At 71.4% G+C, this 21,011-nt stretch carries 22 protein-coding genes; 11 read left to right on the top strand and 11 right to left on the bottom strand.

Features of this window, described 5'->3' with window-relative positions; all coding sequences use genetic code 11:
* The first annotated feature begins 250 nt into the window (after window positions 1-250).
* The 6 genes from ACFU74_RS26265 to ACFU74_RS26290 all read left to right on the top strand — a co-directional run bounded on the left by ACFU74_RS26265 (window position 251) and on the right by ACFU74_RS26290 (window position 6,126).
* Window positions 251-1,510, top strand: coding sequence for a DUF445 domain-containing protein (locus ACFU74_RS26265; protein ID WP_380761002.1), 1,260 nt, complete (start codon window positions 251-253; stop codon window positions 1,508-1,510).
* Window positions 1,511-1,630: 120 nt separating this feature from the next.
* A complete protein-coding gene (locus tag ACFU74_RS26270; protein WP_380761004.1) occupies window positions 1,631-2,698 on the top strand; it encodes an adenosine deaminase in 1,068 nt (355 codons plus the stop codon).
* A gap of 147 nt (window positions 2,699-2,845) precedes the next feature.
* Window positions 2,846-3,412: a hypothetical protein gene (locus tag ACFU74_RS26275; RefSeq protein ID WP_380760966.1), complete on the top strand. Its 567-nt coding sequence runs from the start codon at window positions 2,846-2,848 to the stop codon at window positions 3,410-3,412.
* Between the two features lie 95 nt (window positions 3,413-3,507).
* Window positions 3,508-4,344, top strand: a complete 837-nt coding sequence (locus ACFU74_RS26280) for a DUF4097 domain-containing protein (RefSeq protein ID WP_380760968.1) — start codon at window positions 3,508-3,510, stop codon at window positions 4,342-4,344.
* 43 nt (window positions 4,345-4,387) lie between these two features.
* Window positions 4,388-5,347 (top strand): ATP-binding cassette domain-containing protein, encoded by a 960-nt coding sequence (locus ACFU74_RS26285; RefSeq protein ID WP_380760970.1) that lies wholly within the window; start codon window positions 4,388-4,390, stop codon window positions 5,345-5,347.
* Window positions 5,344-6,126, top strand: a complete 783-nt coding sequence (locus ACFU74_RS26290) for an ABC transporter permease (protein WP_380760972.1) — start codon at window positions 5,344-5,346, stop codon at window positions 6,124-6,126. The genes ACFU74_RS26285 and ACFU74_RS26290 overlap by 4 nt, the downstream gene beginning before the upstream one ends.
* Before the next feature lie 64 nt (window positions 6,127-6,190).
* Here ACFU74_RS26290 and ACFU74_RS26295 read toward each other — a convergent pair whose 3' ends face one another.
* Entirely contained in the window at window positions 6,191-6,922 is a 732-nt protein-coding gene (locus tag ACFU74_RS26295; RefSeq protein ID WP_380760974.1) for a TetR/AcrR family transcriptional regulator, read from the bottom strand.
* Window positions 6,923-7,083: 161 nt separating this feature from the next.
* Here ACFU74_RS26295 and ACFU74_RS26300 point away from each other — a divergent pair, with 161 nt between their 5' ends.
* Entirely contained in the window at window positions 7,084-8,610 is a 1,527-nt protein-coding gene (locus ACFU74_RS26300; RefSeq protein ID WP_380760976.1) for an MFS transporter, read from the top strand.
* Between the two features lie 77 nt (window positions 8,611-8,687).
* On the opposite strand, the gene ACFU74_RS26305 is transcribed toward ACFU74_RS26300, so the two are convergent.
* The 4 genes from ACFU74_RS26305 to ACFU74_RS26320 form a co-directional block, all read right to left on the bottom strand.
* On the bottom strand, window positions 8,688-9,344 hold the full coding sequence (locus ACFU74_RS26305) for a peptidase inhibitor family I36 protein (protein WP_380760978.1): 657 nt from the start codon (window positions 9,342-9,344) through the stop codon (window positions 8,688-8,690).
* 117 nt (window positions 9,345-9,461) lie between these two features.
* On the bottom strand, window positions 9,462-10,487 hold the full coding sequence (locus ACFU74_RS26310; protein ID WP_380760980.1) for a CU044_5270 family protein: 1,026 nt from the start codon (window positions 10,485-10,487) through the stop codon (window positions 9,462-9,464).
* Window positions 10,484-11,089: an RNA polymerase sigma factor gene (locus ACFU74_RS26315; RefSeq protein WP_380760982.1), complete on the bottom strand. Its 606-nt coding sequence runs from the start codon at window positions 11,087-11,089 to the stop codon at window positions 10,484-10,486. Before ACFU74_RS26315 ends, ACFU74_RS26310 begins: the two co-directional genes overlap by 4 nt.
* A gap of 218 nt (window positions 11,090-11,307) precedes the next feature.
* Window positions 11,308-12,318 (bottom strand): hypothetical protein, encoded by a 1,011-nt coding sequence (locus ACFU74_RS26320; protein WP_380761006.1) that lies wholly within the window; start codon window positions 12,316-12,318, stop codon window positions 11,308-11,310.
* A 132-nt stretch (window positions 12,319-12,450) separates the two neighbouring features.
* On the opposite strand from ACFU74_RS26320, the gene ACFU74_RS26325 reads away from it, so the two are divergent.
* Window positions 12,451-13,101: a TetR/AcrR family transcriptional regulator gene (locus tag ACFU74_RS26325; RefSeq protein ID WP_380760984.1), complete on the top strand. Its 651-nt coding sequence runs from the start codon at window positions 12,451-12,453 to the stop codon at window positions 13,099-13,101.
* A 148-nt stretch (window positions 13,102-13,249) separates the two neighbouring features.
* Here the strand turns inward: ACFU74_RS26325 and ACFU74_RS26330 are convergent, their stop codons facing one another.
* The gene (locus ACFU74_RS26330) at window positions 13,250-13,777 is read right to left on the bottom strand and encodes a sugar O-acetyltransferase (protein ID WP_380761008.1); all 528 of its coding nucleotides are present in this window, start codon (window positions 13,775-13,777) and stop codon (window positions 13,250-13,252) included.
* Between the two features lie 114 nt (window positions 13,778-13,891).
* Here ACFU74_RS26330 and ACFU74_RS26335 point away from each other — a divergent pair, with 114 nt between their 5' ends.
* Both ACFU74_RS26335 and ACFU74_RS26340 read left to right on the top strand, forming a co-directional pair.
* Window positions 13,892-14,839, top strand: a complete 948-nt coding sequence (locus ACFU74_RS26335) for a LysR family transcriptional regulator (protein ID WP_380760986.1) — start codon at window positions 13,892-13,894, stop codon at window positions 14,837-14,839.
* A gap of 33 nt (window positions 14,840-14,872) precedes the next feature.
* Complete coding sequence (locus tag ACFU74_RS26340; protein WP_380760988.1) at window positions 14,873-15,457, top strand: DinB family protein; 585 nt, start codon at window positions 14,873-14,875, stop codon at window positions 15,455-15,457.
* Window positions 15,458-15,566: 109 nt separating this feature from the next.
* Here ACFU74_RS26340 and ACFU74_RS26345 read toward each other — a convergent pair whose 3' ends face one another.
* From ACFU74_RS26345 to ACFU74_RS26355, 3 genes are all read right to left on the bottom strand, one after another.
* The gene (locus ACFU74_RS26345; RefSeq protein ID WP_380760990.1) at window positions 15,567-15,944 is read right to left on the bottom strand and encodes a nuclear transport factor 2 family protein; all 378 of its coding nucleotides are present in this window, start codon (window positions 15,942-15,944) and stop codon (window positions 15,567-15,569) included.
* Window positions 15,945-16,048: 104 nt separating this feature from the next.
* Window positions 16,049-16,234, bottom strand: coding sequence for a DUF397 domain-containing protein (locus ACFU74_RS26350; RefSeq protein ID WP_380760992.1), 186 nt, complete (start codon window positions 16,232-16,234; stop codon window positions 16,049-16,051).
* 3 nt (window positions 16,235-16,237) lie between these two features.
* Window positions 16,238-17,089, bottom strand: coding sequence for a helix-turn-helix domain-containing protein (locus ACFU74_RS26355; RefSeq protein WP_380760994.1), 852 nt, complete (start codon window positions 17,087-17,089; stop codon window positions 16,238-16,240).
* Window positions 17,090-17,301: 212 nt separating this feature from the next.
* Between ACFU74_RS26355 and ACFU74_RS26360 the strand changes: the two genes are divergently transcribed.
* Complete coding sequence (locus tag ACFU74_RS26360) at window positions 17,302-17,664, top strand: ATP-binding protein (RefSeq protein ID WP_380760996.1); 363 nt, start codon at window positions 17,302-17,304, stop codon at window positions 17,662-17,664.
* A gap of 328 nt (window positions 17,665-17,992) precedes the next feature.
* On the opposite strand, the gene ACFU74_RS26365 is transcribed toward ACFU74_RS26360, so the two are convergent.
* Both ACFU74_RS26365 and ACFU74_RS26370 read right to left on the bottom strand, forming a co-directional pair.
* Window positions 17,993-19,177, bottom strand: coding sequence for a serine hydrolase domain-containing protein (locus ACFU74_RS26365; protein ID WP_380760998.1), 1,185 nt, complete (start codon window positions 19,175-19,177; stop codon window positions 17,993-17,995).
* 268 nt (window positions 19,178-19,445) lie between these two features.
* Window positions 19,446-20,738 carry a serine hydrolase domain-containing protein gene (locus ACFU74_RS26370; RefSeq protein ID WP_380761000.1) on the bottom strand — a complete coding sequence of 431 codons (1,293 nt, stop codon included), beginning with the start codon at window positions 20,736-20,738 and terminating at the stop codon, window positions 19,446-19,448.
* Window positions 20,739-21,011 lie beyond the last annotated feature (273 nt).

Here is a 21,011-nt window from a genome sequence, read left to right on the forward strand (position 1 = left end):
GCGCCGGGCGCCGTCCCGGCGAGCCGCGCACCGGCGGGCGGCGCCACCCGGCGTGGCGTCGGCTGAGCGGAGGCGGCTGAGGGGCGCGTGACTGCCGCTGCGCGCTGGCCCCCACCCTTCCGGATCGGCTCGCGCGGGCGGGCGCCACACCTGACCGGCGCGCGATTGCAGGGCGCGCCGTCCGTTCGCGCCGGGCAGCGGGCAGACTGGCGGGGTGAGCGACGAAGCCTTCAGCGGGACCGGCCCCGGAATGCGGTTCACCGCGGCCGACGAGGAGAAGAGACGCGGCGTCCGCCGGATGAAGACCATCGCGACCGGCCTGCTGGGCCTCGCGACCCTGGTCTTCGCCCTGGCCACCTGGGCCGAGGCGGCCGGCGCCGGCGCCTGGGCGGGCTACCTGGCCGCCGCCGCCGAGGCCGGCATGGTCGGTGCGCTGGCCGACTGGTTCGCGGTGACCGCGCTGTTCCGCCGCCCCTTCGGCCTGCCCATCCCGCACACCGCGATCATCCCGACCAAGAAGGACGCCTTCGGGCGCTCGCTCGGCGACTTCGTCGGCGAGAACTTCCTCTCCGGCCACGTGGTGCGCGGCCGGCTCGCCGCGCTCGGCATCGCCCGGCGGCTCGGCGAGTGGCTGGCCGCGCCCGGCAGCGCCGAGCGGGTCACCAAGGAGGCCTCGGCGGCGCTGCGCGGGGTGCTCGCGGTGCTGCGCGACGACGACGTGCAGGCGGTCGTCGCCGAGGCGGTCACCCGGCGGGCCGCCGCCACCTCGGTCGCCGAACCGGCCGGCCGGATGCTCGGCAAGGTGGTCGCCGACGGCGGCCACCACGGGGTGGTCGACCTGATCACCGTCCGGGCGCACGACTGGCTCACCGACAACCACGCCGAGGTGGTCCAGCGGGTCACCCAGAAGACGCCCGGGTGGACCCCGAAGTTCATCGACCACCAGGTCGGCGAGCGGGTCTACAAGGAGCTGATGCGCTTCGTCACCGACATACGGGACGACCAGCGGCACCCGGCGCGCGGCGCGATCGACAAGTTCCTCGCCGACTTCGCCACCGAGCTTCAGACCGACCCGGAGACCATCGCCAGGGTCGAGCGGGCGAAGGGCGAACTGCTCGCCCGGCCCGAGGTGCAGGACCTGATCGCCTCCACCTGGGCCGCCGTCCGCTCGCTGGTGCTGAACGCCGCCGAGGACGAGGAGAGCGAGCTGCGCCGGCGCATCCGCGAGGGCGTGCGGAGCTTCGGCACGCGCCTGGCCACCGACGCCAAGCTCCAGGCCAAGGTGGACGGCTGGCTCCAGGACGCCGCGCAGTACCTGGTCGACACCTACCGGGCCGAGATCACCTCGCTGATCTCCGAGACGGTGGCGGGCTGGGACGCCGAGGACGCCTCGCGCAAGATCGAGGCCAACGTCGGCCGGGACCTGCAGTTCATCCGGATCAACGGCACGGTGGTCGGGGCGCTCGCCGGACTGCTGATCCACACCGCGGCGGTCGCGCTCGGCGGCTGAGCGCCGGCTGCCTATCCTTGCCAGCACCGCTCGAAACGCGCGTAGAACCCAGCGCGCGGACCCCGGGCGCAGAATCCAGAGAAGAAGGGCACCACCGTGGTCCAGCCGGACGGAAGTCGGATCGGAACCCCCAGCGCCAGCACCCCCGCGGCCTCCGCGGACCGCTCCATCGAGGCGTTCATCGCCGCGATGCCCAAGGCGGAACTGCACGTCCACCACGTCGGATCGGCCTCGCCCCGGGTGGTCGCCGAGCTGGCCGCCCGCCACGAGGGCCGGGCCAGGGTGCCCGTCGACCCGCAGGCCCTCGCGGAGTACTTCACCTTCACGGACTTCGCGCACTTCATCGAGGTCTACCTGAGCGTCGTGGACCTGATCCGGGACCCCGAGGACGTCCGCGCCCTGACCTACGGCGTCGCCGAGGACATGGCCCGGCAGAACATCCGCTACGCCGAGCTGACCGTCACCCCCTACTCCTCGGTCAGCCGGGGCATCCCCGACGTCGCCTTCATGGAGGCCATCGAGGACGCCCGGCTGCGTGCCGAGAAGGAGCTCGGGGTGGTGCTCCGCTGGTGCTTCGACATCCCCGGCGAGGCCGGGCTGGCCGCCGCCGAGGAGACCGCCCGGCTGGCCGTCGACCTCGCCCCGGAGGGCCTGGTCAGCTTCGGCCTCGGCGGCCCGGAGATCGGCGTCCCGCGCCCCCAGTTCAAGCCCTACTTCGACCGGGCGCGGGCGGCCGGCCTGCGCAGCGTGCCGCACGCGGGCGAGACCACCGGCCCGGAGACGGTCTGGGACGCGCTGCGGGTGCTGGGCGCCGAGCGCATCGGCCACGGCACCCAGGCGGTCAACGACCCGGCGCTGCTCGACCACCTGGGCGAGCACCGGATCCCGCTGGAGGTCTGCCCGACCTCCAACATCGCCACCCGCGCGGTGGAGCGGATCGAGGACCACCCGATCAGGCGGATGGTCGACGCCGGGCTGCTGGTGACCGTCAACAGCGACGACCCGCCGATGTTCGGCACCGACCTCAACACCGAGTACGCGGTGGCGGCCCGGCTGCTCGGCCTGGACGAGGCCGGGGTGGCCGCGCTGGCGAAGAACGCGGTGGAGGCGTCCTTCCTCGACGCCCCGGGCAAGACCCGGCTGGCGGGCGAGATCGACGCCCACCTGACGCGGTGGCGCCAGGGCTGACCTGCGCGTTCCCGCTCCCGAGGGCCCCGTCGGCGCGTGTCGGCGGGGCCCTCGGCGTTCGATGGTGCCGTTCACTCGTTCGAGTGGCGCCATTCCGTGGTGCCAAAAAAGCTCGACATGGCGCCATGGGTGTGCCATTCTCTAGCCATGGATCTCACGCCGTACGTCGACAACCTCCGGCACGAACTCGCGGTGGCCGCGGGCGCGGGCGGGGACGAAGCGCGCGCCCTGGCCGAGCGCCTGACCCTGCCCTTGGAATCGGCCGCCCGGCTGACGCTGCTGAACGCGCTCTCCGACGCCATGGGGGAGGTGACGCGGGATCTGGCGCCGGGGTCGGTGGACGTCCGGCTGCGCGGACTCGAACCGGAGTTCGTGGTCTCGGTGCCGCCGGGTGCCGATTCCTTCCACGACACGGAGCCGGCCGGTGTCGGACTGGTGCCACCGGTGCCCCCGGTGGCGCCACCCATGGCATCCGGACTACCGGCCGGTGGCCCGGGCGAGGCGGCCGACGACGGCAACACCGCCCGGATCAACTTCCGGCTGCCCGCCCACCTCAAGGCCCGGGTGGAGGAGGCCGCCGGGCAGGAGGGGCTCTCGGTCAACGCCTGGCTGGTCCGGGCGGTCGCCGCCGCGCTGGACCCGGGCGCGCCCGTGCGGTCCGAGCCGCGGACCAGGCGGGCCACCGGCCAGGGGTTCACGGGCTGGGTCCGCTAGCCGTCCGTCCACCACGCCGCTCATCCATCCATCCGCCAACTCTCACCCCTACCACCTGCGGAGACGCAGGGAAGAGCCACGAGGACGGGACAACCATGCCTTCTTTCGACACCCCCGACCCGATCAGCGTCACCCTGGAGTTCGACATCGGCTCGGTGCGGATCATCGCGGCCAAGCGCACCGACACGGTGGTCGAGGTGAGTCCCGCCGACCCGGGCTCCGAGGTGGACGTCCGGATCGCCGAGCAGACCAAGGTCACCTGCGCCAACGGCGCACTGGTCCTCAAGGCCCCGAAGAAGCGGTCGATCTTCGGCCGGGCGGGATCGATCGACGTCGCGATCGAGGTGCCGGCCGGCTCCGGGGTCCGCGGTGACGCCCCGATGGGCGACTTCCTGCTGGAGGGCGTCTTCGGCGACTGCCGGCTGAAGACCTCGGTCGGCCGGATCGAGGTCGACGAGGCCGCCGCCGTCAACCTGCGGAGCGACCACGGCGAGGTCCGGCTGGGGCGGGCCGACGGGGACGCCGAGGTGCAGTCCGCCGGGCGGATCGAACTCGGCAGCGTCGCGGGAGCCCTGACGGTCAAGAACCTCAACGGCGAGACGGTGGTCGGGCAGGTCGGCGGCGAACTGCGGGCCAACTCCTCCAACGGCGCCATCACCGTCGGCAGCGCGCTCGCCGGTGTCGACGCCAAGTCCGCCCACGGCACCATCCGGATCGGCGAGGTGGTCCGCGGCCGCACCGTGCTGCAGACCTCCATCGGCGATCTGGAGATCGGCATCCGGGAGGGCACCGCGGCCTGGCTCGACGTGCACACCAAGGTCGGCGGCGTCCGCAACGCGCTGGAGGCCTCGGGCGCACCGGGGGAGGCCGCCGAGACGCTCGAAGTGCGGGCCCGGACCCAGCTCGGCGACATCGTGGTCCGGCGGGCCTGACCGGCCGCCGGCCAGACCACAGCACAGGGGGGGAGCGACCAGCATGACCACCACCACCAGCACGCTCGGGCCGAGTACGGCGATCTCCGCCGTCGGCCTCACCAAGGCCTTCGGCGGGCGGACCGTACTCGACGGCATCGACCTGCGGGTCCCGGAGGGCACCGTGTTCGCCCTGCTCGGGCCCAACGGCGCGGGCAAGACCACCACCGTGGAGATCCTCTCCACGCTCGTCCCGGCCGACGCGGGGGCGGTGCGGGTGGCCGGCCACGACGTGGTCCGGGAGGGCGACCGGGTGCGCGCCGCGATCGGCGTCACCGGCCAGTTCTCGGCGGTGGACAACCTGCTCACGGCCGAGGAGAACCTCCTCCTGATGGCCGACCTGCACCACCTCGCCCGCCGGGAGGGGAAGCGGCGGGCGGCGAAACTGCTGCGGCGCTTCGACCTGACCGGGGCGGCCGCGAAGCCCGTCACCACCTTCTCCGGCGGCATGCGGCGCAAGCTCGACCTCGCCATGACCCTGGTCGGCGACCCCCGGGTGATCTTCCTCGACGAGCCGACCACCGGGCTGGACCCGCGCAGCCGCAGGACGATGTGGGAGCTGATCGAGGGGCTGGTCCAGGACCGGGGCGTCACGGTGCTCCTGACCACCCGGTACCTGGAGGAGGCCGACCACCTGGCGGACCGGATCGCCCTGCTCGACGGCGGCCGGATCGTCGCCGAGGGCACGGCCGCCGAACTCAAACGGCGCGTCCCCGGCGGCCACCTCCGGCTCCACTTCGCCCGCCCCGCCGACCTCGACGCGGCCGCCGCGCTGTTCGACTACGCCGGCGCCGATGCCGAGGAGCTCACCCTCTCGATCCCCGGCGACAAGTCGATCCTCACGGTGAAGGCCGTGCTCGACGCCCTCGACAACGCGGCCGTCCGGGCCGAGTCGCTCACCGTCCACACACCCGACCTCGACGACGTCTTCCTGACCCTGACCGCGGAGGGGGCAGCCCGGTGAGCACGGTGTCCTACGCCGCCGGCGACTCGCTGACGATGCTGCGGCGCAACCTCAAGCACGCTCGGCGCTACCCGGCGCAGACCTTCTCGGTCGTGCTGATGCCGGTGACGATCCTGCTGCTCTTCGACTACGCCTACGGCGGCACCCCGGGCGCGGGCATCGGGGGCGGCGGCCGCGTCGACCACGTGACGCCAGGCATCGTGCTGATGGCGGCGACCGCCGGCTCGCTGATGACGGCCGTCGGGGTCTGCGTCGACATGACCGGGGGCATCGTCAACCGGTTCCGGACGATGGCGATCGCCCACTCGTCCTTCCTGGCCGGGCATGTGCTCGGCAGTCTGATCCGGACCGCGGCGGGCCTGCTGATCGTCGCCGCAGCCGCCTTCGCGACGGGCTTCCGCCCCGACGCCGACGCGCTGGAGTGGCTGGCGGCGGGCGGGCTGCTGCTCTTCGTCACGCTCGCACTGACCTGGGTGTCGGTCGGCATCGGCCTGGCCGCCGGGACGCCGGAGAGCGCCGGAAACCTGCCGCTGCCGCTGCAGTTCCTGCCCTTCGTCGGCAGTGCGACCGTGCCGCCGGACTCGATGCCCACCGCGCTGCGCCGGTTCGCCGAGTACCAGCCGTTCACGCCGCTCACGGAAACCCTGCGGGGGCTGCTGACGGGCACGGCCATCGGGTCGAGCGGGGTCGTCTCGCTGGCCTGGTGCACCGGGCTCACCGCTGCCGGGTACCTCTGGGCCCGCGCCGCCTTCCGCCGTCCGGTCGAGCGCTGGCGGTGAGGGTGGGCGCGGAGGGCCGCGGCCGCCGCAGGGACGGGCGGCGGCCGCGGGGCCCGCACGGCCCCTAACGGGGCGGCAGGCGGAGCGCCAGGCCGTCGAGGATGACGTTCAGGCCGTAGGAGAACTTCTCGTGCCGCAGGTCGGCCGGGTCCCCGACGGCGTTGGCCGCGGCGTCGGCGAAGGCGTCGGAGAGGAACTGGTGCCCCGCCACCGCCTCCTGGGCGGAGGGCATCAGGCCGGCGATGAACTCGGCCTCGCTCTGGCCGCTGCGGAGCACCGTGGTGAGGAAGGCGGCCTCGGTGGTGCTCATCCCGAGCACGTAGGAGAGCGTGGTGTCGATCGCCCGGGACGGCTCCGGGAAGCCGGCGGCCGAGAAGAGCGCGGCCATCCGCTCGGAGACGTTGATCAGGTTGGGGCCCAGGTAGACCAGTCCGGCCTGACCGATCACCGACCCCAGCCAGCGGTGGCGCAGTGTGGTGTCCCGGAAGGCCTCGCAGGTCGCGGTGACATCGGCCCGCCAGTCGGCGGCGCCGGGGTCGGGGACGGGGATCTCACCGAAGACCTCGTCCACCGCCAGTTCGATCAGCTCGTCCTTGGTGGCGACGTGCCGGTAGAGGGAGGTCGCGCCGGCGTTGAGCCGGGCGCCGAGCTTGCGCATCGAGAGCGCCTCGACCCCATCGGCGTCGAGCACGGCGATCGCCTCGCGGACGATCGTCTCCCGGCTGAGCACGGGCTGTTCGGGCTCGCGCTGCCGGCGGGCCCATACGGACGGGATCGGGTTCGTCTTGGCGGCCATCGGCCGGTCCTCCCTCAGGGGATCGGTACAAGGAAATCCCTGCGTACACCGTTCGCGGTGAGCGTACAGGAAGCAAGGTTGCGCACACTGTTCCGCGCTGCGTACAGTGTGCGCATCGACGGAACATCGTACGCACGTCGTACTTCGGAGGGGAAGAAATCATGGAAGGCCGTAACCCGCGGCGCTGGTGGATCCTGATCGTGCTGTGCCTCAGCACGCTCGTCCTGGTGGTCGACAGCATGGCGCTGACGGTGGCGGTGCCGTCGATGACCGAGGACCTGAACGCCACCGCACAGGACACCCAGTGGATCCTGGACTCCTACATCCTGGTCTTCGCCGGACTGCTGCTGACCTCGGGAAGCCTCGGCGACCGGTTCGGCCGGCGGAAGATCATGATCTTCGGTCTGCTGCTCTTCGGAGCGGCCTCGCTGGCGGCGACGCTCTGCACCAACCCCGGTGAGGTCATCGCGAGCCGGGTGGCGATGGGCGTCGGCGGCGCGCTGATCATGCCCTCGACGCTGTCGATCCTCATCACCGTCTTCGAGGAGGACGAGCGCGGCAAGGCCATGGCGGCCTGGGGCGCGGTCTCGATGCTCGGCCTGGTCGGCAGCCCGGTGCTCGGCGGCCTGCTGATCGACCACTTCTCCTGGCACTCGATCTTCTTCATCAACGTGCCGGTGGTGGTGCTGGCGATCACCGCCGCGCTGGTCCTGATGCCCGAGTCCAGGGGCCCGTGGCAGAAGCCGGACCCGCTGGGCGCGGTCCTCTCGGCGGTCGGCATGACCGCGCTGATCTGGTGGATCATCGAGATCCCCAAGCACGGCGCGTTCGGCGGCACCTCGCTGATCTCCCTGACGACCGCGGTCGTGGCCCTCGGCGGGTTCGTGATCTGGGAGAACGTGGTGGCGGAGCCGATGGTCCCGCTGGTGCTCTTCAAGCAGCGCAACTTCAGCGGCGGCTCGCTCTCGTTGACCCTGGTCCAGATCGGCAACGGCGGCCTGCTGCTGGTCCTCACCCAGTACCTGCAGTTCGTGCTGGACTACTCGCCGATGAAGGCGGGCCTGGCCTTCGTGCCGATGGCGGTCGCCGCGCTGATCGGCAACGGCGCGGGCGCCGGCCTGACGGCCAGGATCGGCTTCCGCCCGCTGGTCCTGGTCGGCATGGGGCTGATGGCCGGCTCGTTCGTCCTGCTCAGCACGGTCGACGCGGACACCGGCTTCACCGTCCCGGCGGTGGCGCTGGCCCTGCTCGGCCTGGGTGCCGGTCTCGCGATGCCGGCCGCGGTCGGCGCGCTGATGGGGGAGATCCCGCCGGAGAAGGCGGGCGTCGGCTCGGCCCTGAACGACACCATCCAGCAGGCGGGCACCGCACTCGGCATCGCGATCCTCGGCTCGCTGCTGGCCAGCGGCTACGCCGACAGGATGCCGGCGGGCAGCTCGGAGCCGGCCAAGCAGTCGATCATCGGCGCGCTGGCCGAGGCCGGGGCCAAGGGCGACGCCGGCCTGGCCCACGCGGCCCGGGAGGCGTTCACCTCGGCGATGTCCACCACCCTCACGGTGAGCGCCGTGGGCGTCCTCGCGGCGGCCCTGCTGGCGGCGGTGGTGCTGCGGAACAAGAAGCCCGCCGCCGCGCAGGCGCCGGGGACCCCGGAGTCCTCGAAGGAGGACGCCGCCGAGCCGGCGGTGTGACCAGGCGGTTCGGGACGGAGCGGCGAAGGCCGGCCCCTCGGGAGGGGCCGGCCTTCGGGCGTTCCTGCGGGCGGTGGCTACAGGTTGACGTAGTCCGCCTTGTCGTTCCAGTTGCCGCCGTACGGGTAGTCGAGGGTCACGAAGTCGTAGCAGTAGCCGTTCGACAGGACGACCAGGGGGTCCGGTTGCAGGGTGCGGTCGTCGTAGACCGCCAGGTTGCCGCTGGAGCGGAAGACGCAGGCGGAGCTGGCCATGTCGCGGAACCCGTAGTCGCTGAGGTACTTGGTGCCCGGCTGCGTCCAGCGCAGCAGGTTGCCCGTGCGGTTGGAGTGCTCCCAGAGGCAGGCTTGGCCGGCCTCGCACGTCGGGGGCTCCTGAAGCGACAGCCCGGCCCCGGCGGGCACGGCCGGTGCGGCCTTGGCGGCCTCGGCGAGCGCCGGGTCGATGGCGGCGATCGCGGCGTCGGCCTCGGCGACGCTGTCGTGGCAGTAGACGTCGCCGCTCGTCACCTCGGTGCAGACGCCGGCGCCGCCCCAGCCCTTGGACAGGTCGATCCGCTGGCCCCGGTAGAAGGCGGTCACCGGATTGGACGGCGCGGCCTTCACCGAACCGGCGGACTGTTGGGTGTCGGTGGACGGAACCGTCGGTGCGGGTGCCGCAGTGGCCGCCGGGGCCGCCAGCACGAGCGTGCCGGCGGTCGCGGTGACGACGGCGAGCATGCGGAAGGAACGCACGGTCGACTTCTCCTCTGATGGGTTCGTGACGGGAAAGTGCTGCCACGAACCCAACGCCGGATCAGCCGTTCGCACAATAGTTCCGACGGGGACCGGTCAATGGCTGTCCGAATTGGCCTACTGGCTTGATTCCACGGGCGCCGGAGGAACCGGCTCGCCGGGGGCGCCGACGATGCCCTGGGTGAGGATGGCGGTGGATTCGCTCTCGTCACCGCTCCTGCCCCACGGCCCGTTGGTCAGTAGGACGGTACGGATGCCGAGCAGCGCCAGGGTCGTCCGGTCGAAGATCCACTCCAGGCGCTGACCGTCGTTCACCCGGGCCACGGCCACCCCGTGCCGCCCGGTGGCGTCGACCGCGTCGTCCACGGCGATCACTCCGGGGATGCGGGCGGCGACGCGGTAGAGCGCCGAAGCCGTCTGCGGAGGGATGACCAGGCCGCGCAGCATGTCGCTGATGGTGACGAAGGCCTCCTGGTCCGGTCCGGTGGTCGAACCCGAATCGGGACCGTCGTTCGCGGCGGTGTCGTAGATCAGCTTCAGCAGGGCGTCGGTCTCGGTCGGCAGGGTGGTCAGCTGGCGGTAGGTGTGGCCGTTCAGCGCCGGGTGGGTGTCGGCGGGGAGTCGTTCGTCGACGCCGTCGGAGCGCAGGAGGCCGTCGCGGCTGCCGTTCACGGCGGTCCAGCGCTCCTTGTTCACGGTGGAGACGGTGCGCGCCATGGTGCCGTCGCGGAGCTCGCTCAGCGCCGTGGAGTAGGCGATCGTCCAGCTGTAGGTGAACTGGGAGTCCTGGACCGGGGGCTGGGGGCGGCTCTGGGCGGCCTGGGCGATCCGGTTGAGGAGTTCGACGGAGGCGGCGCTCGCGCCGGGCTGGTCCTGCACCGAGGAGGAGGGGTCCGGGGTGAAGGTGACGGCGGTGACGGCGGTGGCGGTGACGATGGCGGTCACCGCGACGAGGCCGCGCCAGCGGGCGGTGAGGGCGGCGAAGGGGCGGGGCCGGGCGAACTCGGCGAGCAGCACGTCACGGCGGATGGCGAGCTGGGAGAGGGAGGGTTCCGGGTGGGGCGGCGGGGGGAGCAGCCGGGCGAGTTCACGGCGCTCGCTGTGCTCGTTCCACTCGGAGTGGTCGGTGCTCGTGTTGCTCATGGCCGCCCTTCCTGGTGGTGGCCCACGGACTGATGGCTGATGGCGAGGCTGCCCCGGCGCGGCTCGGGGGGATCCTGGGCGTCGACGATCCGCCGGAGCTTGTCCCGGACGCGGGAGAGCCGGGAGCGGACGGTACCGACGGGTATGCCCAACGCCTCGGCGGCCTCGGCGTAGCCGAGCCCGGACCAGACGACCAGCGTGAAGACCTCCCGCTCCGGCCCGCCGAGCCGGTCGAGCGCGCGGACGGCGGCCGCCGCGGTGTTGGCGTCGGTGATCCGGCTGACGACCTCGTCGGCGAAGTCGGGGATCGGGCCGCGGCGGGGGAGCCGGGACATCGCGTCCCGGTGCCGGCGCGCGGCGCGGGCGGTGTTGCGGAGCACATTGGTGGCGATGGCCAGCAACCAGGCACGGGGGTGGAGGACTTCGTCACGGAGCTTGCGCCGCAGCCGCCAGGCTTCGAGGAAGGTGAGGGAGACGATGTCGTCGGCGAGGTCGCGGTCCCCGGTGGACCGGTACGCGTGCGCGAAGACCGTGCGAGCGTGCTGATCGTAGAGCTCGGCGAACACTTGGCGTTCGCCGGCCTGCGTCTGCTTACTGGACAAGGAGGACTCCACGCAGATCTGGTGTCCGCAGGACGGAGGTGGTTCCAGAGAAGTTCGAGGATGCCGAACTGCGTTCTTGGAACGGAATGATATTCGGTCACCAGTTCTGACTGAAGCGGGGAGTTGGGGTTGGTGCGGGCGCCCGTGGACGGGTCGGCACTGCGGCGCAGCGCCGACCCCGAGCAGTGCCGTCGCGCACCGTGCGCGGGGCCGGGCTGCTACCTCCGATACCGCTGCGCCACCGCCGTGAAGGCCGCCTTGGGTTCCCAATCCATGTCGGGGTAGGTCCGTCCCCGGCGTCCTTCGAGCAGTTTGACGATGCCCAGGCCGGCCCGGTCCAGGTCGTACCTGGGGTCACCGTCCGGGCGGTGCGGGTAGCCGGGCAGGGCGAAGAGGAACACGAACGCGCTGTCCACGCCCTCGGTCTCGAAGATCTCCAGCAGTTCGCTCAGGTAGGCGGCCTGGCCGGCCTCGTCGCGCTCGTGCACGCCGTTCAGCCGCACCGGGGCCTTGGTCTCCGGGTCGTGCTCGACCACCTCCAGCACCCGTCCGCCCCGGTCGCCCGCGCCGCGGTAGGCCGCGGTGCCGAATCCGGTGATGGCGAGCGGTTTCGGGCCTCGGGCCAGGGTGCGCACGGCGTCGCGGAACCGGTCGGCGACCTCGGCGGAGCGGAGCAGTTCGAACGTCACGAAGTCGAAAGGGGTCCAGTCGACCTGCTCGAACTGGATGGACGCGTAGGTGAGTTCGCCCTGGAAGCGCTCGCGGACGGTGGCCGCGGCCTCGCGGAGGAACGCGTTGAAGCGCACGCCGAGTTCCTGCATCGCCTCAGCCCGCCGTTCGGGTCGGCCCATCAGCTGCTCGACCCGTTCCTCGGGGCACTCTCCGGGAAGGAACCCGTGGTTCATCACGCTCAGCTCGACCCCTGCGACGAACACGACGGTGGCTCCCTGCCGACGGAGTCGTTCCGCGCGCTCGGCGCAGTCGCGGAAGAGCGCGAGGATCTGCTCCGGATCCAGTTCCAGCGGATAGGGCGAGAACCAGACCTCGAGGCCGAGTTCGGCGGCGGCGTCGGCGGCCAGCTCCAGCCGTTCCGGGTCGCCGCCGATGATCTGGACCGCGTTGCAGTGCAGGTCGTCGCGGATGATCGCGAGCTCGCGCCGGACCACAGCGGGGTCGAAGTGCTTACGGGATGTCCGGCCGTGCGTGACGAATCCGGTGTCGTAGGTCATTCCTCTTGCTCGCATGACGGCGTCCCCTCTGTCGGTCTCGGTCGGGTCGAGGCTGACAGTAAACATGCGCATGCGCAAGTTTGCGTATGTGTAACTTTGCGTGCGCGCAGCACCATGTGGAACGCTGGTGCCATGACGACACCACCACCACCGGGCCTGCGGGAGCGGAAGAAGCAGGCCACACGCGAGGCACTGCGAGAGGCGGCCCTGCGGCTGGCCGTGGAGCACGGCCCGGGCCAGGTGCGGGTCGAGGACATCGCCGAAGCGGCCGGGGTCTCGCCGCGCACGTACAACAACTACTTCGCCAGCCGCGAGCAGGCGATCGTCTCCGCGGTCACCGCCGACCGGGAGGTGCGCGTCGCGGCGGCGGTCGCGGCCCGGCCCACAGGGGTGCGCCTGGCCGACGCCGTCACCGAGGCCGTGGTCGAGCAGTACACGGACACGGGCGAGCGCGAACAGAAGGCGCTGCTGCTGATCACCACCCGGACCGCGCTGCGCGACGCGTTCCTCGATGCCACCGCCGGCATCGAGGCCCCTCTCGCGCCGGTGATCGCCGAACGCCTGGGCGACACCGAAGCGCAGACGGCCCGTGTCCTCGCGGCAAGCGTGGCCGCGGCGGTCCGCATCGCACTGGAAGGCTGGCTCCAGCCGACCGGAGATGTGGAGGGGCTCGCCACCGGAGGACTGGTCGTGCCCTCCGGCTCCCTGTCCGACCGGCTCCGCGCGGCGCTGGCCCCGCTCGCGCCCGCGTTCGACGCCGTCGAGCAGCACGTCCGGCCGTGAGGCCACCCGGGGTGTCACGGAGGAGCGTCGTGGGCCACGTCATGCGGGCGGCTGCGGCCGTTCCTGCCCCGCCGGTCGGCCGGTCGGCCGGTCGGGCGTGACGGGCACCGGGATCGGACTGCGGACGTGCTGCTCCGCCCGGCCGGGCTCAGTCGATCGTCTTGATCACCCGGGCGGGTACTCCGGCGACCAGGGTCCCGCCGGGAACATCGTGGGTGACCACCGCGCCGGCGGCGACCACCGATCCGGCACCGATGGTCACGCCCTGCGTGACCACGGCAGCCGTCCCGATCCAGACGTTGTCCTCGATGACGATCGGGGCGAAGGAGAGGTAATCACGGCGCTCGTCGAGCGGCAGAGGGTGCCCCCCGGTGATGAGGCTGACCTTCGGGGCGATCATGACACGGTTGCCGATGCGGATCCCGCCCTTGTCCATGAACGTGCACCCCTGGTTGACGAAGACGTTCTTCCCGAACGTCGTGTTCAGCCCGTACTCGGTGAAGAACGGCGGGTAGATCGTCACCGACTCCGGGAGCGGGCCGCCGAACACAACGGAAAGCAGTTCGGCACGGCCCTCGTGGTCGCTGAACGGCAGCACGTTCAGTCGGGACGTCGCGTCGGTCACCTCCGCGATTCGTTCCGCGTGGCGCGCGAACTCGGGCGTCCGGATATACATGACCTGTTCTGTGCGGGTAGACATGCGTTGATCCCACCACCCCGCAGAGCGCGCGATCAAACAACCTCACGGCCCATCAGGCACAACCGATCGTTGTGGAATTAGGGTGCGAGCGTGGATGCTGAAGCGCTGCGGACGTTCGTGGCCGTTGCCGGGACCGGTCACTTCCTGGCCGCGGCGGACGAGCTGAGGATCAGCCAGCAGGCGGTCTCCAAACGGATCGCGGCCCTGGAGAGACACCTCGGGGTCACGCTCCTGGTGCGATCCTCCCGAGGCTCCCGGCTGAGCCTGGACGGGCAGGTCTTCCTGCCGCACGCCAAGAGGGCCCTCACGGCTCTCGAACAGGCCGAGCGGGCCGTGCGCCCCGGCAGCCGGCCGTTGCGTGTCGACGTCCTCAACCGGCGCATCGCTCCGGCCCAGGCCGTCTACCGGTTCTACCGCTCCAACCCCGGGGCGAACCTGGACGTGGTCACACTGAGCAACGAGAATGCCGCCCAGGCCGCCCGGGCGGTGCTCGAAGGAAGCATCGACGCGTCCTTCCGCGCTCTGCCGGCAGACCGGGTCCCGGCCGGGATCACTGCCGAACGACTTCTGGACGCCCCCCTTGAGCTCTTGGTCGGGCCCGGCCACCCGTTGGCGCACGCCCCCTGGACCGGGCCTGCGGACCTGACGGGCCACCGCATCTGGATCCCCGGGATCACGCCGGGCACGGAGTGGGCGGCGTTCTACCAGGCACTTTCCGAGGCCTTCGGTCTGAGCATCGACGCGCTCGGCCCCCACTTCGGTGACGAGGCCCTGATGGACGCGCTGGCCGGCTCGGACTCGCTGGCGACCCTCGTCGGCGGCGGGGACCGGTACCTGTGGCCGCAGAGCCACGACCTGCGGCGCATCCCGTTGCGCGAACCGACCCCGGTCTACCCGCACGTGCTGCTGTCCCGCAGCGGAGACCGGCACCCCGTGTTGACCGCGCTACGTGAGCATTTGCGCACCCCGCCGCGAACCCCGGACGACGTGTGGGTGCCGGACTGGGAAGGGCCGGGTGCGGACCGTATGGGATCTTGAGGTCGCGAGCAGCCCGTGGCAGGCTCATGCCGCATGATCGATGAATTCGCGAAGGACAACCTGCACCGGAGGCTGCGGCGGGACCGCGAGGCGCTGCTCTGGAAGCTCGACGGCTTGTCCGAGTACGACGCCCGCCGGCCTTTGACGGTGACCGGGACCAACCTCCTCGGCCTGGTCAAGCACGTGGCCACCGTGGAGGCCAGGTACTTCGGCGAGGTCTTCGACCGCCCCTCCCCGGAGGAGTTGCGCCGGTGGCAGGACCACGACGGCAGCGATTTGTGGGCGACCGAGGACGAGACCCGCGACCAGATCATCGGGTTCTACCGGCGTACATGGGAGCACTCGGACGCGACGATCACCGAGCTTCCCCTCGACGCCCCCGGCCACGTGCCGTGGTGGCCGGAGCCGGGTCCCAACACGAACCTGTTCGCCGTCATGGTCCATGTCGTAGGCGAGGCCAACCGGCATGCCGGGCACGCCGACATCCTGCGCGAGGGCCTCGACGGCCGAACCGGAGTGCGGCCCGAACACGAGAGGGAGATAGACGAGGCAGCCCGCGCGGCCTACTGGGCGAAGGTCGAGCAGGCCGCCAGGTCGGCCGCACCGATCAAGGGCTGATGTTCTGACCGGTTGTCCAGGACCATGCAGACCGGGGCGCCGTCCGGACGGGCCGGGGTGTCGTCGCCGACAGCCCGGAGCCCCGAACGGGCCGGTTCAGGAGAAGGACTCAGGAGGCGGACGGCTCGATCTCCCCGGCGAAGACGATGACCTGGTCGATGAGGTTCCGCCGCAGATGGACGACGTCCGTTCCCGACAGGCGGGGGCCTTCATCCGGCGTCGTGAAGATCCACTGGTACCGGGCCCACTCGTCCGGCATGTCCACCGCCGAACAGCGCACCATCGTGCCGGTCCCCGCGGGGTGGCGCCGGATGTCCAGCACGAACCGCTCGACCGCCTCGATCCCCTCGGTACGGCCCAACGGTCCCCAGAGGACCACGTCCGAGGTCAGAGCCTGGGAGAGCAGTGCAGTTACATAGCTGTCGTCCGAGGCGTTGAACGCCGAGATGAACGTGTCGATCGCGGACTGCGCAGTCTCTTCCTGCATGCACCATTCATACCAGTTGCCTCGCGGAAACCGCGCTCGACCAGGCAGCCGGCTGAGGCCGTGCCCTTCGCTGTTGGGCGAAGGGCACGGCTGAGGGGTGTGCGTCAGGTGTTGAATTCGCCGTTCTGGATGCCGGCCACGAGGTCGCGCCACTCGGTGATGGTCAGCTCGGCTATGGAGGAGGGGTGGAGACTGCTCCGGACGTAGACGGCGTCGTCGGTGACGGCCACCTCTGGGCAGTTGGTGGAGTCGGCGCAGGCGGATGGCCGGGTCCAGAGCAACGGTTCCAAGGCTCAGATTCCCTTCTTGATGCGGTTGATCAGATCGCGTGACTGCTTCGGGGAAAGTGATCGCTCGATCATTCGGTCTATGATCTGCCGATAGTTGTCCACCTGGTTGCGCTCATGGAGAAACACCGGGCCGCCGACCGCGTCGAGTTGGACGGTATCGAGTCTCGGGACCGGTCCATTTGCGTGGACGATTGCTTGCCCTGCGCCTTTGAATCCATTCGCCTCGAAGGTGACGACGTGGACGGCCACGTGCGGCAGTTGGGTGAACTCCAGAATCTTCTCAAGCTGCCTTCGACTGACTTCGGGTCCGCCGAAGCGCATCCTGAGAGCTGCTTCGTGGACCACGGCCGTGTAGGGGCGAGTGCCCTGCTCCATGAGAATCTCGGAGCGGCGCAGTCGGTTCTCCACTCGTGATTCCAAGAGCCTTGGCCGCAGTGGCGGATAGGCCTCCTGGAAGACGGCCCTGCTGTACTCCTCGGTCTGCATCGCCCCGGGTGGGTGGCAGATCTGGTAGGTCATCATGCCTTGGGCGAAGAACTCAAGCTCCGAAGTGTCAAGGAATCCAGTGGGAACAGATCCTCGATACTCCTCCCACCATCCCTTGTGCCTCTCGCCGGCCATCCGCGCGAGCGCATCGATGTAGTCGGCATCGCTCTCTTCGTACTCGGCGGCGAGAGCTCGAACGCGATCTGGCGTGACCGGATAGTAGCCCTTCTCGATCTGCGTGATCTTTGTTCTGTCGAGGCCGAACAGGGCGGCGGCTTGAGTGGTTGTACGACTGGCGCAGTCTCGCATCTTGCGCAGCTCGATACCCAGTCGTTCCTGCCTGACCGTCGGGATGGCGCGTGGTGGCATGCGTCAAGCATCTACACGCGCGGCCGATCAGTCCAGCCGCGTTCCGGTGGCACCTGTTTCCTAGATTGCGTGGCACGTGTGAGTTCCGATGCTCTACAGTCTGTGATGCACCGCTCACCGGACGAATTGTCATCAACGGGCCTCACCCGGGCAGTTGGCACCCTCATGCCTCCGTCCGGTGCGCCCCCACCTACACCGCTGGGAGTGTCCCCATGTGTAACCGCAACACCCCCTCCCTCGCCGTCTCCCGCGAGGCCCTCCGCTCGGCCATGGTCCTCGCCGACTTCCACCCCGACACCATCGCCGATGCCGAACTCGCCCTCGTCGAGCTGATCGTGAATGCCTGGCGGCACGGCGACACGGCCTCGCCGATCGTTCTCCTCCTCCTCTCCGACGAGGCGCTCCGCGTCTCCGTCGGCGACAACTCCTCCGACCTCCCCGCCCCCCTCGCCTCCACCGGCCTCGCCGAGTGCGGCCGGGGCCTCCAACTCGTCCAGGGCCTCACCCACCGCTGGGGCGCCGAACCCCAGAAGCGCGGCAAGCTGGTCTGGTTCGAGTTCGACCGCGTCGCCTGACCATGATCGGCCTACTGGCCCTCATCATCGCCGCCGCCGTCGTCGGCGCCGTCTGCCGGATCCGGTCCGACGCCCTCCGCGACCGCCACCGCGACCACCGGATACCCGAGTAGCCCCCGCTCCTCCCTCGGCGCGCGTCCGACCTGACCGGCTGCCCGGTCGGCCAGGTCGGCCGCACCCTGCCGTGGACGTCGCCCCGCCATCGCTCGCCGCAGGGGTTGGGCGGGGATGGCGACGCCCACGGCCGGATCATCGTCCCGGTGGCGAACTGCCCCCGTCCATCTGCCGATCGGCTGGTGGAACCTCCTCCCCGAAGCGCACTCCGGAGTCAGCGCCCCGCGCCCCGCAGAGCCGCCAGCCCGGCCGCCGCGTCGGCCGGAGCCACTGCCGCACCGCCGTCGCACAGGGTCTTGACCGCGACCGCGACGACCGCCGCGTCGAGGCCCGACGGGTCCGTGCCCTCGTACGGGTTGTACGACAGCGCGACCTGCCGCTTCCCGTCCGCCGTGCCGAACAGCAGCGTGCCCCAGCCCGGAATGCCGCCGTCGTGCCCCCACAGCGGGCCGCAGCCGAAGTCGGCCTGGGCCACGCCGAGTCCGTAGAACGACTGGCCCGACCCCGTCGGCACCGTGCGCTTCAGCTCCGCCTGCTCGGCCGGTCGCAGCAGCTTTCCGCCGAACAGGGCGGCGTGGAAGCGGTTGAGGTCGGCCGGAGTGGAGATGCCGTTGCCCGCCGCGTCGGCGACGGTCGGGTTCAGCCGGGTGATGTCCGCCGGCCCCTCAGCCAGCTTGGCGTACGCGCGGGTGTGCGGCCGGCGCAGGCCGGTCTCGGAGCCGGGGAACACCGTGTCGTCGAGGTGCAGCGGCTTGACGACCCGCCGCTCGACCTCGCTCTGCCAGCTGTTCCCGGTCAGCTTCCTGATCAGCATCCCGGCGAGGACGTAGTTGGTGTTCGAGTACCTCCAACCCTCGCCCGGCGCGAAGTACGGCGGGTGTGCGAAGCCGACCGCGACCAGTTCCTCCGGCCGGTAGTCCTGCCAGCGGCTCGCCCCGTTGACCCAGTCGCGCAGGCGCGCCTCGTCCCGGTAGAAGAACTGCGGGTCCTCCAGGTAGTCGAACAACCCGCTGGTGTGGTTGAGCAGTTGGCGCACGCTGATCGCGCCGCCGTTCGGGACGACCCCCGGTAGGTACCGCTCGACCGGGTCGTCCAGCCGCAGCCTGCCCTCGGCGACCAGTTGGAGCGCCACCGTCGACACGAACGCCTTGGTGACACTGCCGATCCGGAACCGGCCGTCCGGCCTGACCGGCTGCCCGGTGGCCAGGTCGGACGTGCCGGCCGCGCCCCGCCAGATCCGGCGGCCGTCCTGCCGGACCTCGGCGAACGCGGCCGTCGAGGATCCGTCCTCGATGAACGCCCGAAGCTCCGCCCGGGCGTCGACACCGGCGGGTGCGGCCGCCACCGCCGCCGGGGCGAGGGTGACGACGGTGGCGCCGGCCAGCGCGAGGGCGGCCATTCGCCTTCCCAACCGGCCGAGTCTGCGCGGTGCTTGAGCCTGGACGAACGCCATGGTGAACCACCCTCCCCGGCCCGGGTCTCGGGCCCTCGTCGCCCAGACTCGCACCCGCTCCACCCGCCTCGCGTCGTCCTCCGGGCTGGCCTCGCAGGCCCCCTGAGGTCCATCGTCGGTATCCCGGACCCGGCCGAACGGCGGGGGTGGCGCGCAGAATGATCGGCGTCACCGGGCTTGACGCCGCGCCTCCCCCCGCCGTCCGGCCGGTCGCTCAACGCAGCAAAGTGAAGGCCGAGTTGGCCGTGGCGCCGCCCTTGGCGCCGGCCGCGCCGGCCGCACCGGCCGCACCGGCCGCACCGACCGCGCCGACGCCGCAGGACGCCTTCAGGATGAAGGCGTTCAGCGTGGTGAAGGTGTCCTCGCTCTCGGCCCCCTGTGAGAGGTTGAAGGAGAGGGAGAACTGCCGCGCGCCGTCCTTCGACCCCAGCCACACCGTGTTGTACCCCGGTATCCCGCCGGTGTGGCCCCAGACCTCCCCGCAGGGCAGGTCGTACCGGATCAGGCCCAGCCCGTAGTGCGCGCCGAGCATCGGCGCCGGGACGGCCGTGGTCATCTCGGCGAACCGGGCCGCCGACAGCAGCCTGCCGCCGAACAGGGCGGCGTGGAAGCGGTTCAGGTCTGCGGTGGTGGATATGCCGTCGCCCGCCGCGTCGCCGAAGCTCGGATTGATCAGCGTGAGGTCGGCCAGGCCCTCCGGCAGCTTGGCGTACGCGTGCGCGTGCGGACCGGGTATGCCCGGCCGAGTGCCCGCGAACGTCGTGTCGTCGAGGTGCAGCGGCTTGACGATCCGGCGGTCCACCTCGCTCCGCCAGTTGTGCCCGGTGACCTTGCGGATCACCTCGCCGATGAGGACGTAGTTGGTGTTCGAGTAGTGCCAGCCCTGCCCGGGCGGGAAGTACGTCGCCCCCTGCACGCCGACCTCGATCAGCTGTGCCGGACTCCAGCTCTTCCAGCGGCGGTCGGCGAGGTAGCTGCGCAGGCTCGCCTCGTCCTGGTAGAGGAAGCGCGGGTCCGACAGGTAGTCGTACAAGCCGCTGGTGTGGTTGAGCAGTTGGCGCAGGGTGATCGCGCCGCCGTTCGGGACGACGCCCGGTAGGTACCGCTCGACCGGGTCGTCCAGCCGGAGCCTCCCCTCGTCGACGAGTTGCAGTACGACCGTGGACACGAAGGTCTTGGTCACGCTGCCGATCCGGAACCGGCCGTCGACACGCGGCGTGCGCTGCGAGTCGATGTCGTTGACCCCGGCGGCCTCACGCCAGACCCGGCGGCCGTTCTCGCGGGCCTCGCCGAGCGCGGCTGTCGAGGAGCCTCGTTCGACGATGGCCCGCAGCTCGGGGCCCAGGTCGATCCGCGAGGCGGCGTCGGCCGACACGGCGGCGGTACCGCTCCCGCCGTCGGCCGCCACGGCGGCCGTCGGGGCGACCGCGAGGACGGTGGCGCCGGCCAGCGCGACGGCGGCGAGCCGCACGGCACGAGCGGCAGGGGTGGTGCGGGTGATGTTCACGGTGATCCCTCCCCGGCCCGAACTCCGGGCCGCTGAGGCCAAGTTCGCACACATTGGGGTCATCCGCGTCGTCCTCCGGACCGGCCTCGGTGGCCCTCCGGGGGATGGCCCGAGCCAGCCGAACGGCGGGGGAGGCGGGGCGGTCGAATCGGCATCGCCGGGCTTGACGCCGCGCGGGCCAGGTGGTCAACACCACTTCGTGGAAGGGGAGTTCTCATCGGCTTCCGTCCGTGCGAACGCGCGACGGCGCGCCGACCCGCAGGTCGGCGCGGG

The organism is Kitasatospora sp. NPDC057500 (genome assembly GCF_042802195.1).
Lineage (GTDB): Bacteria > Actinomycetota > Actinomycetes > Streptomycetales > Streptomycetaceae > Kitasatospora.

Coding starts and splice junctions, on each gene's coding strand:
- ACFU74_RS26265 (WP_380761002.1), top strand. CDS start 251: ATGCGGTTCACCGCGGCCGACGAGGAGAAGAGACGCGGCGTCCGCCGG.
- ACFU74_RS26275 (WP_380760966.1), top strand. CDS start 2,846: ATGGATCTCACGCCGTACGTCGACAACCTCCGGCACGAACTCGCGGTG.
- ACFU74_RS26280 (WP_380760968.1), top strand. CDS start 3,508: ATGCCTTCTTTCGACACCCCCGACCCGATCAGCGTCACCCTGGAGTTC.
- ACFU74_RS26285 (WP_380760970.1), top strand. CDS start 4,388: ATGACCACCACCACCAGCACGCTCGGGCCGAGTACGGCGATCTCCGCC.
- ACFU74_RS26295 (WP_380760974.1), bottom strand. CDS start 6,922: ATGGCCGCCAAGACGAACCCGATCCCGTCCGTATGGGCCCGCCGGCAG.
- ACFU74_RS26300 (WP_380760976.1), top strand. CDS start 7,084: ATGGAAGGCCGTAACCCGCGGCGCTGGTGGATCCTGATCGTGCTGTGC.
- ACFU74_RS26310 (WP_380760980.1), bottom strand. CDS start 10,487: ATGAGCAACACGAGCACCGACCACTCCGAGTGGAACGAGCACAGCGAG.
- ACFU74_RS26320 (WP_380761006.1), bottom strand. CDS start 12,318: ATGACCTACGACACCGGATTCGTCACGCACGGCCGGACATCCCGTAAG.
- ACFU74_RS26325 (WP_380760984.1), top strand. CDS start 12,451: ATGACGACACCACCACCACCGGGCCTGCGGGAGCGGAAGAAGCAGGCC.
- ACFU74_RS26330 (WP_380761008.1), bottom strand. CDS start 13,777: ATGTATATCCGGACGCCCGAGTTCGCGCGCCACGCGGAACGAATCGCG.
- ACFU74_RS26340 (WP_380760988.1), top strand. CDS start 14,873: ATGATCGATGAATTCGCGAAGGACAACCTGCACCGGAGGCTGCGGCGG.
- ACFU74_RS26345 (WP_380760990.1), bottom strand. CDS start 15,944: ATGCAGGAAGAGACTGCGCAGTCCGCGATCGACACGTTCATCTCGGCG.
- ACFU74_RS26355 (WP_380760994.1), bottom strand. CDS start 17,089: ATGCCACCACGCGCCATCCCGACGGTCAGGCAGGAACGACTGGGTATC.
- ACFU74_RS26360 (WP_380760996.1), top strand. CDS start 17,302: ATGTGTAACCGCAACACCCCCTCCCTCGCCGTCTCCCGCGAGGCCCTC.
- ACFU74_RS26365 (WP_380760998.1), bottom strand. CDS start 19,177: ATGGCCGCCCTCGCGCTGGCCGGCGCCACCGTCGTCACCCTCGCCCCG.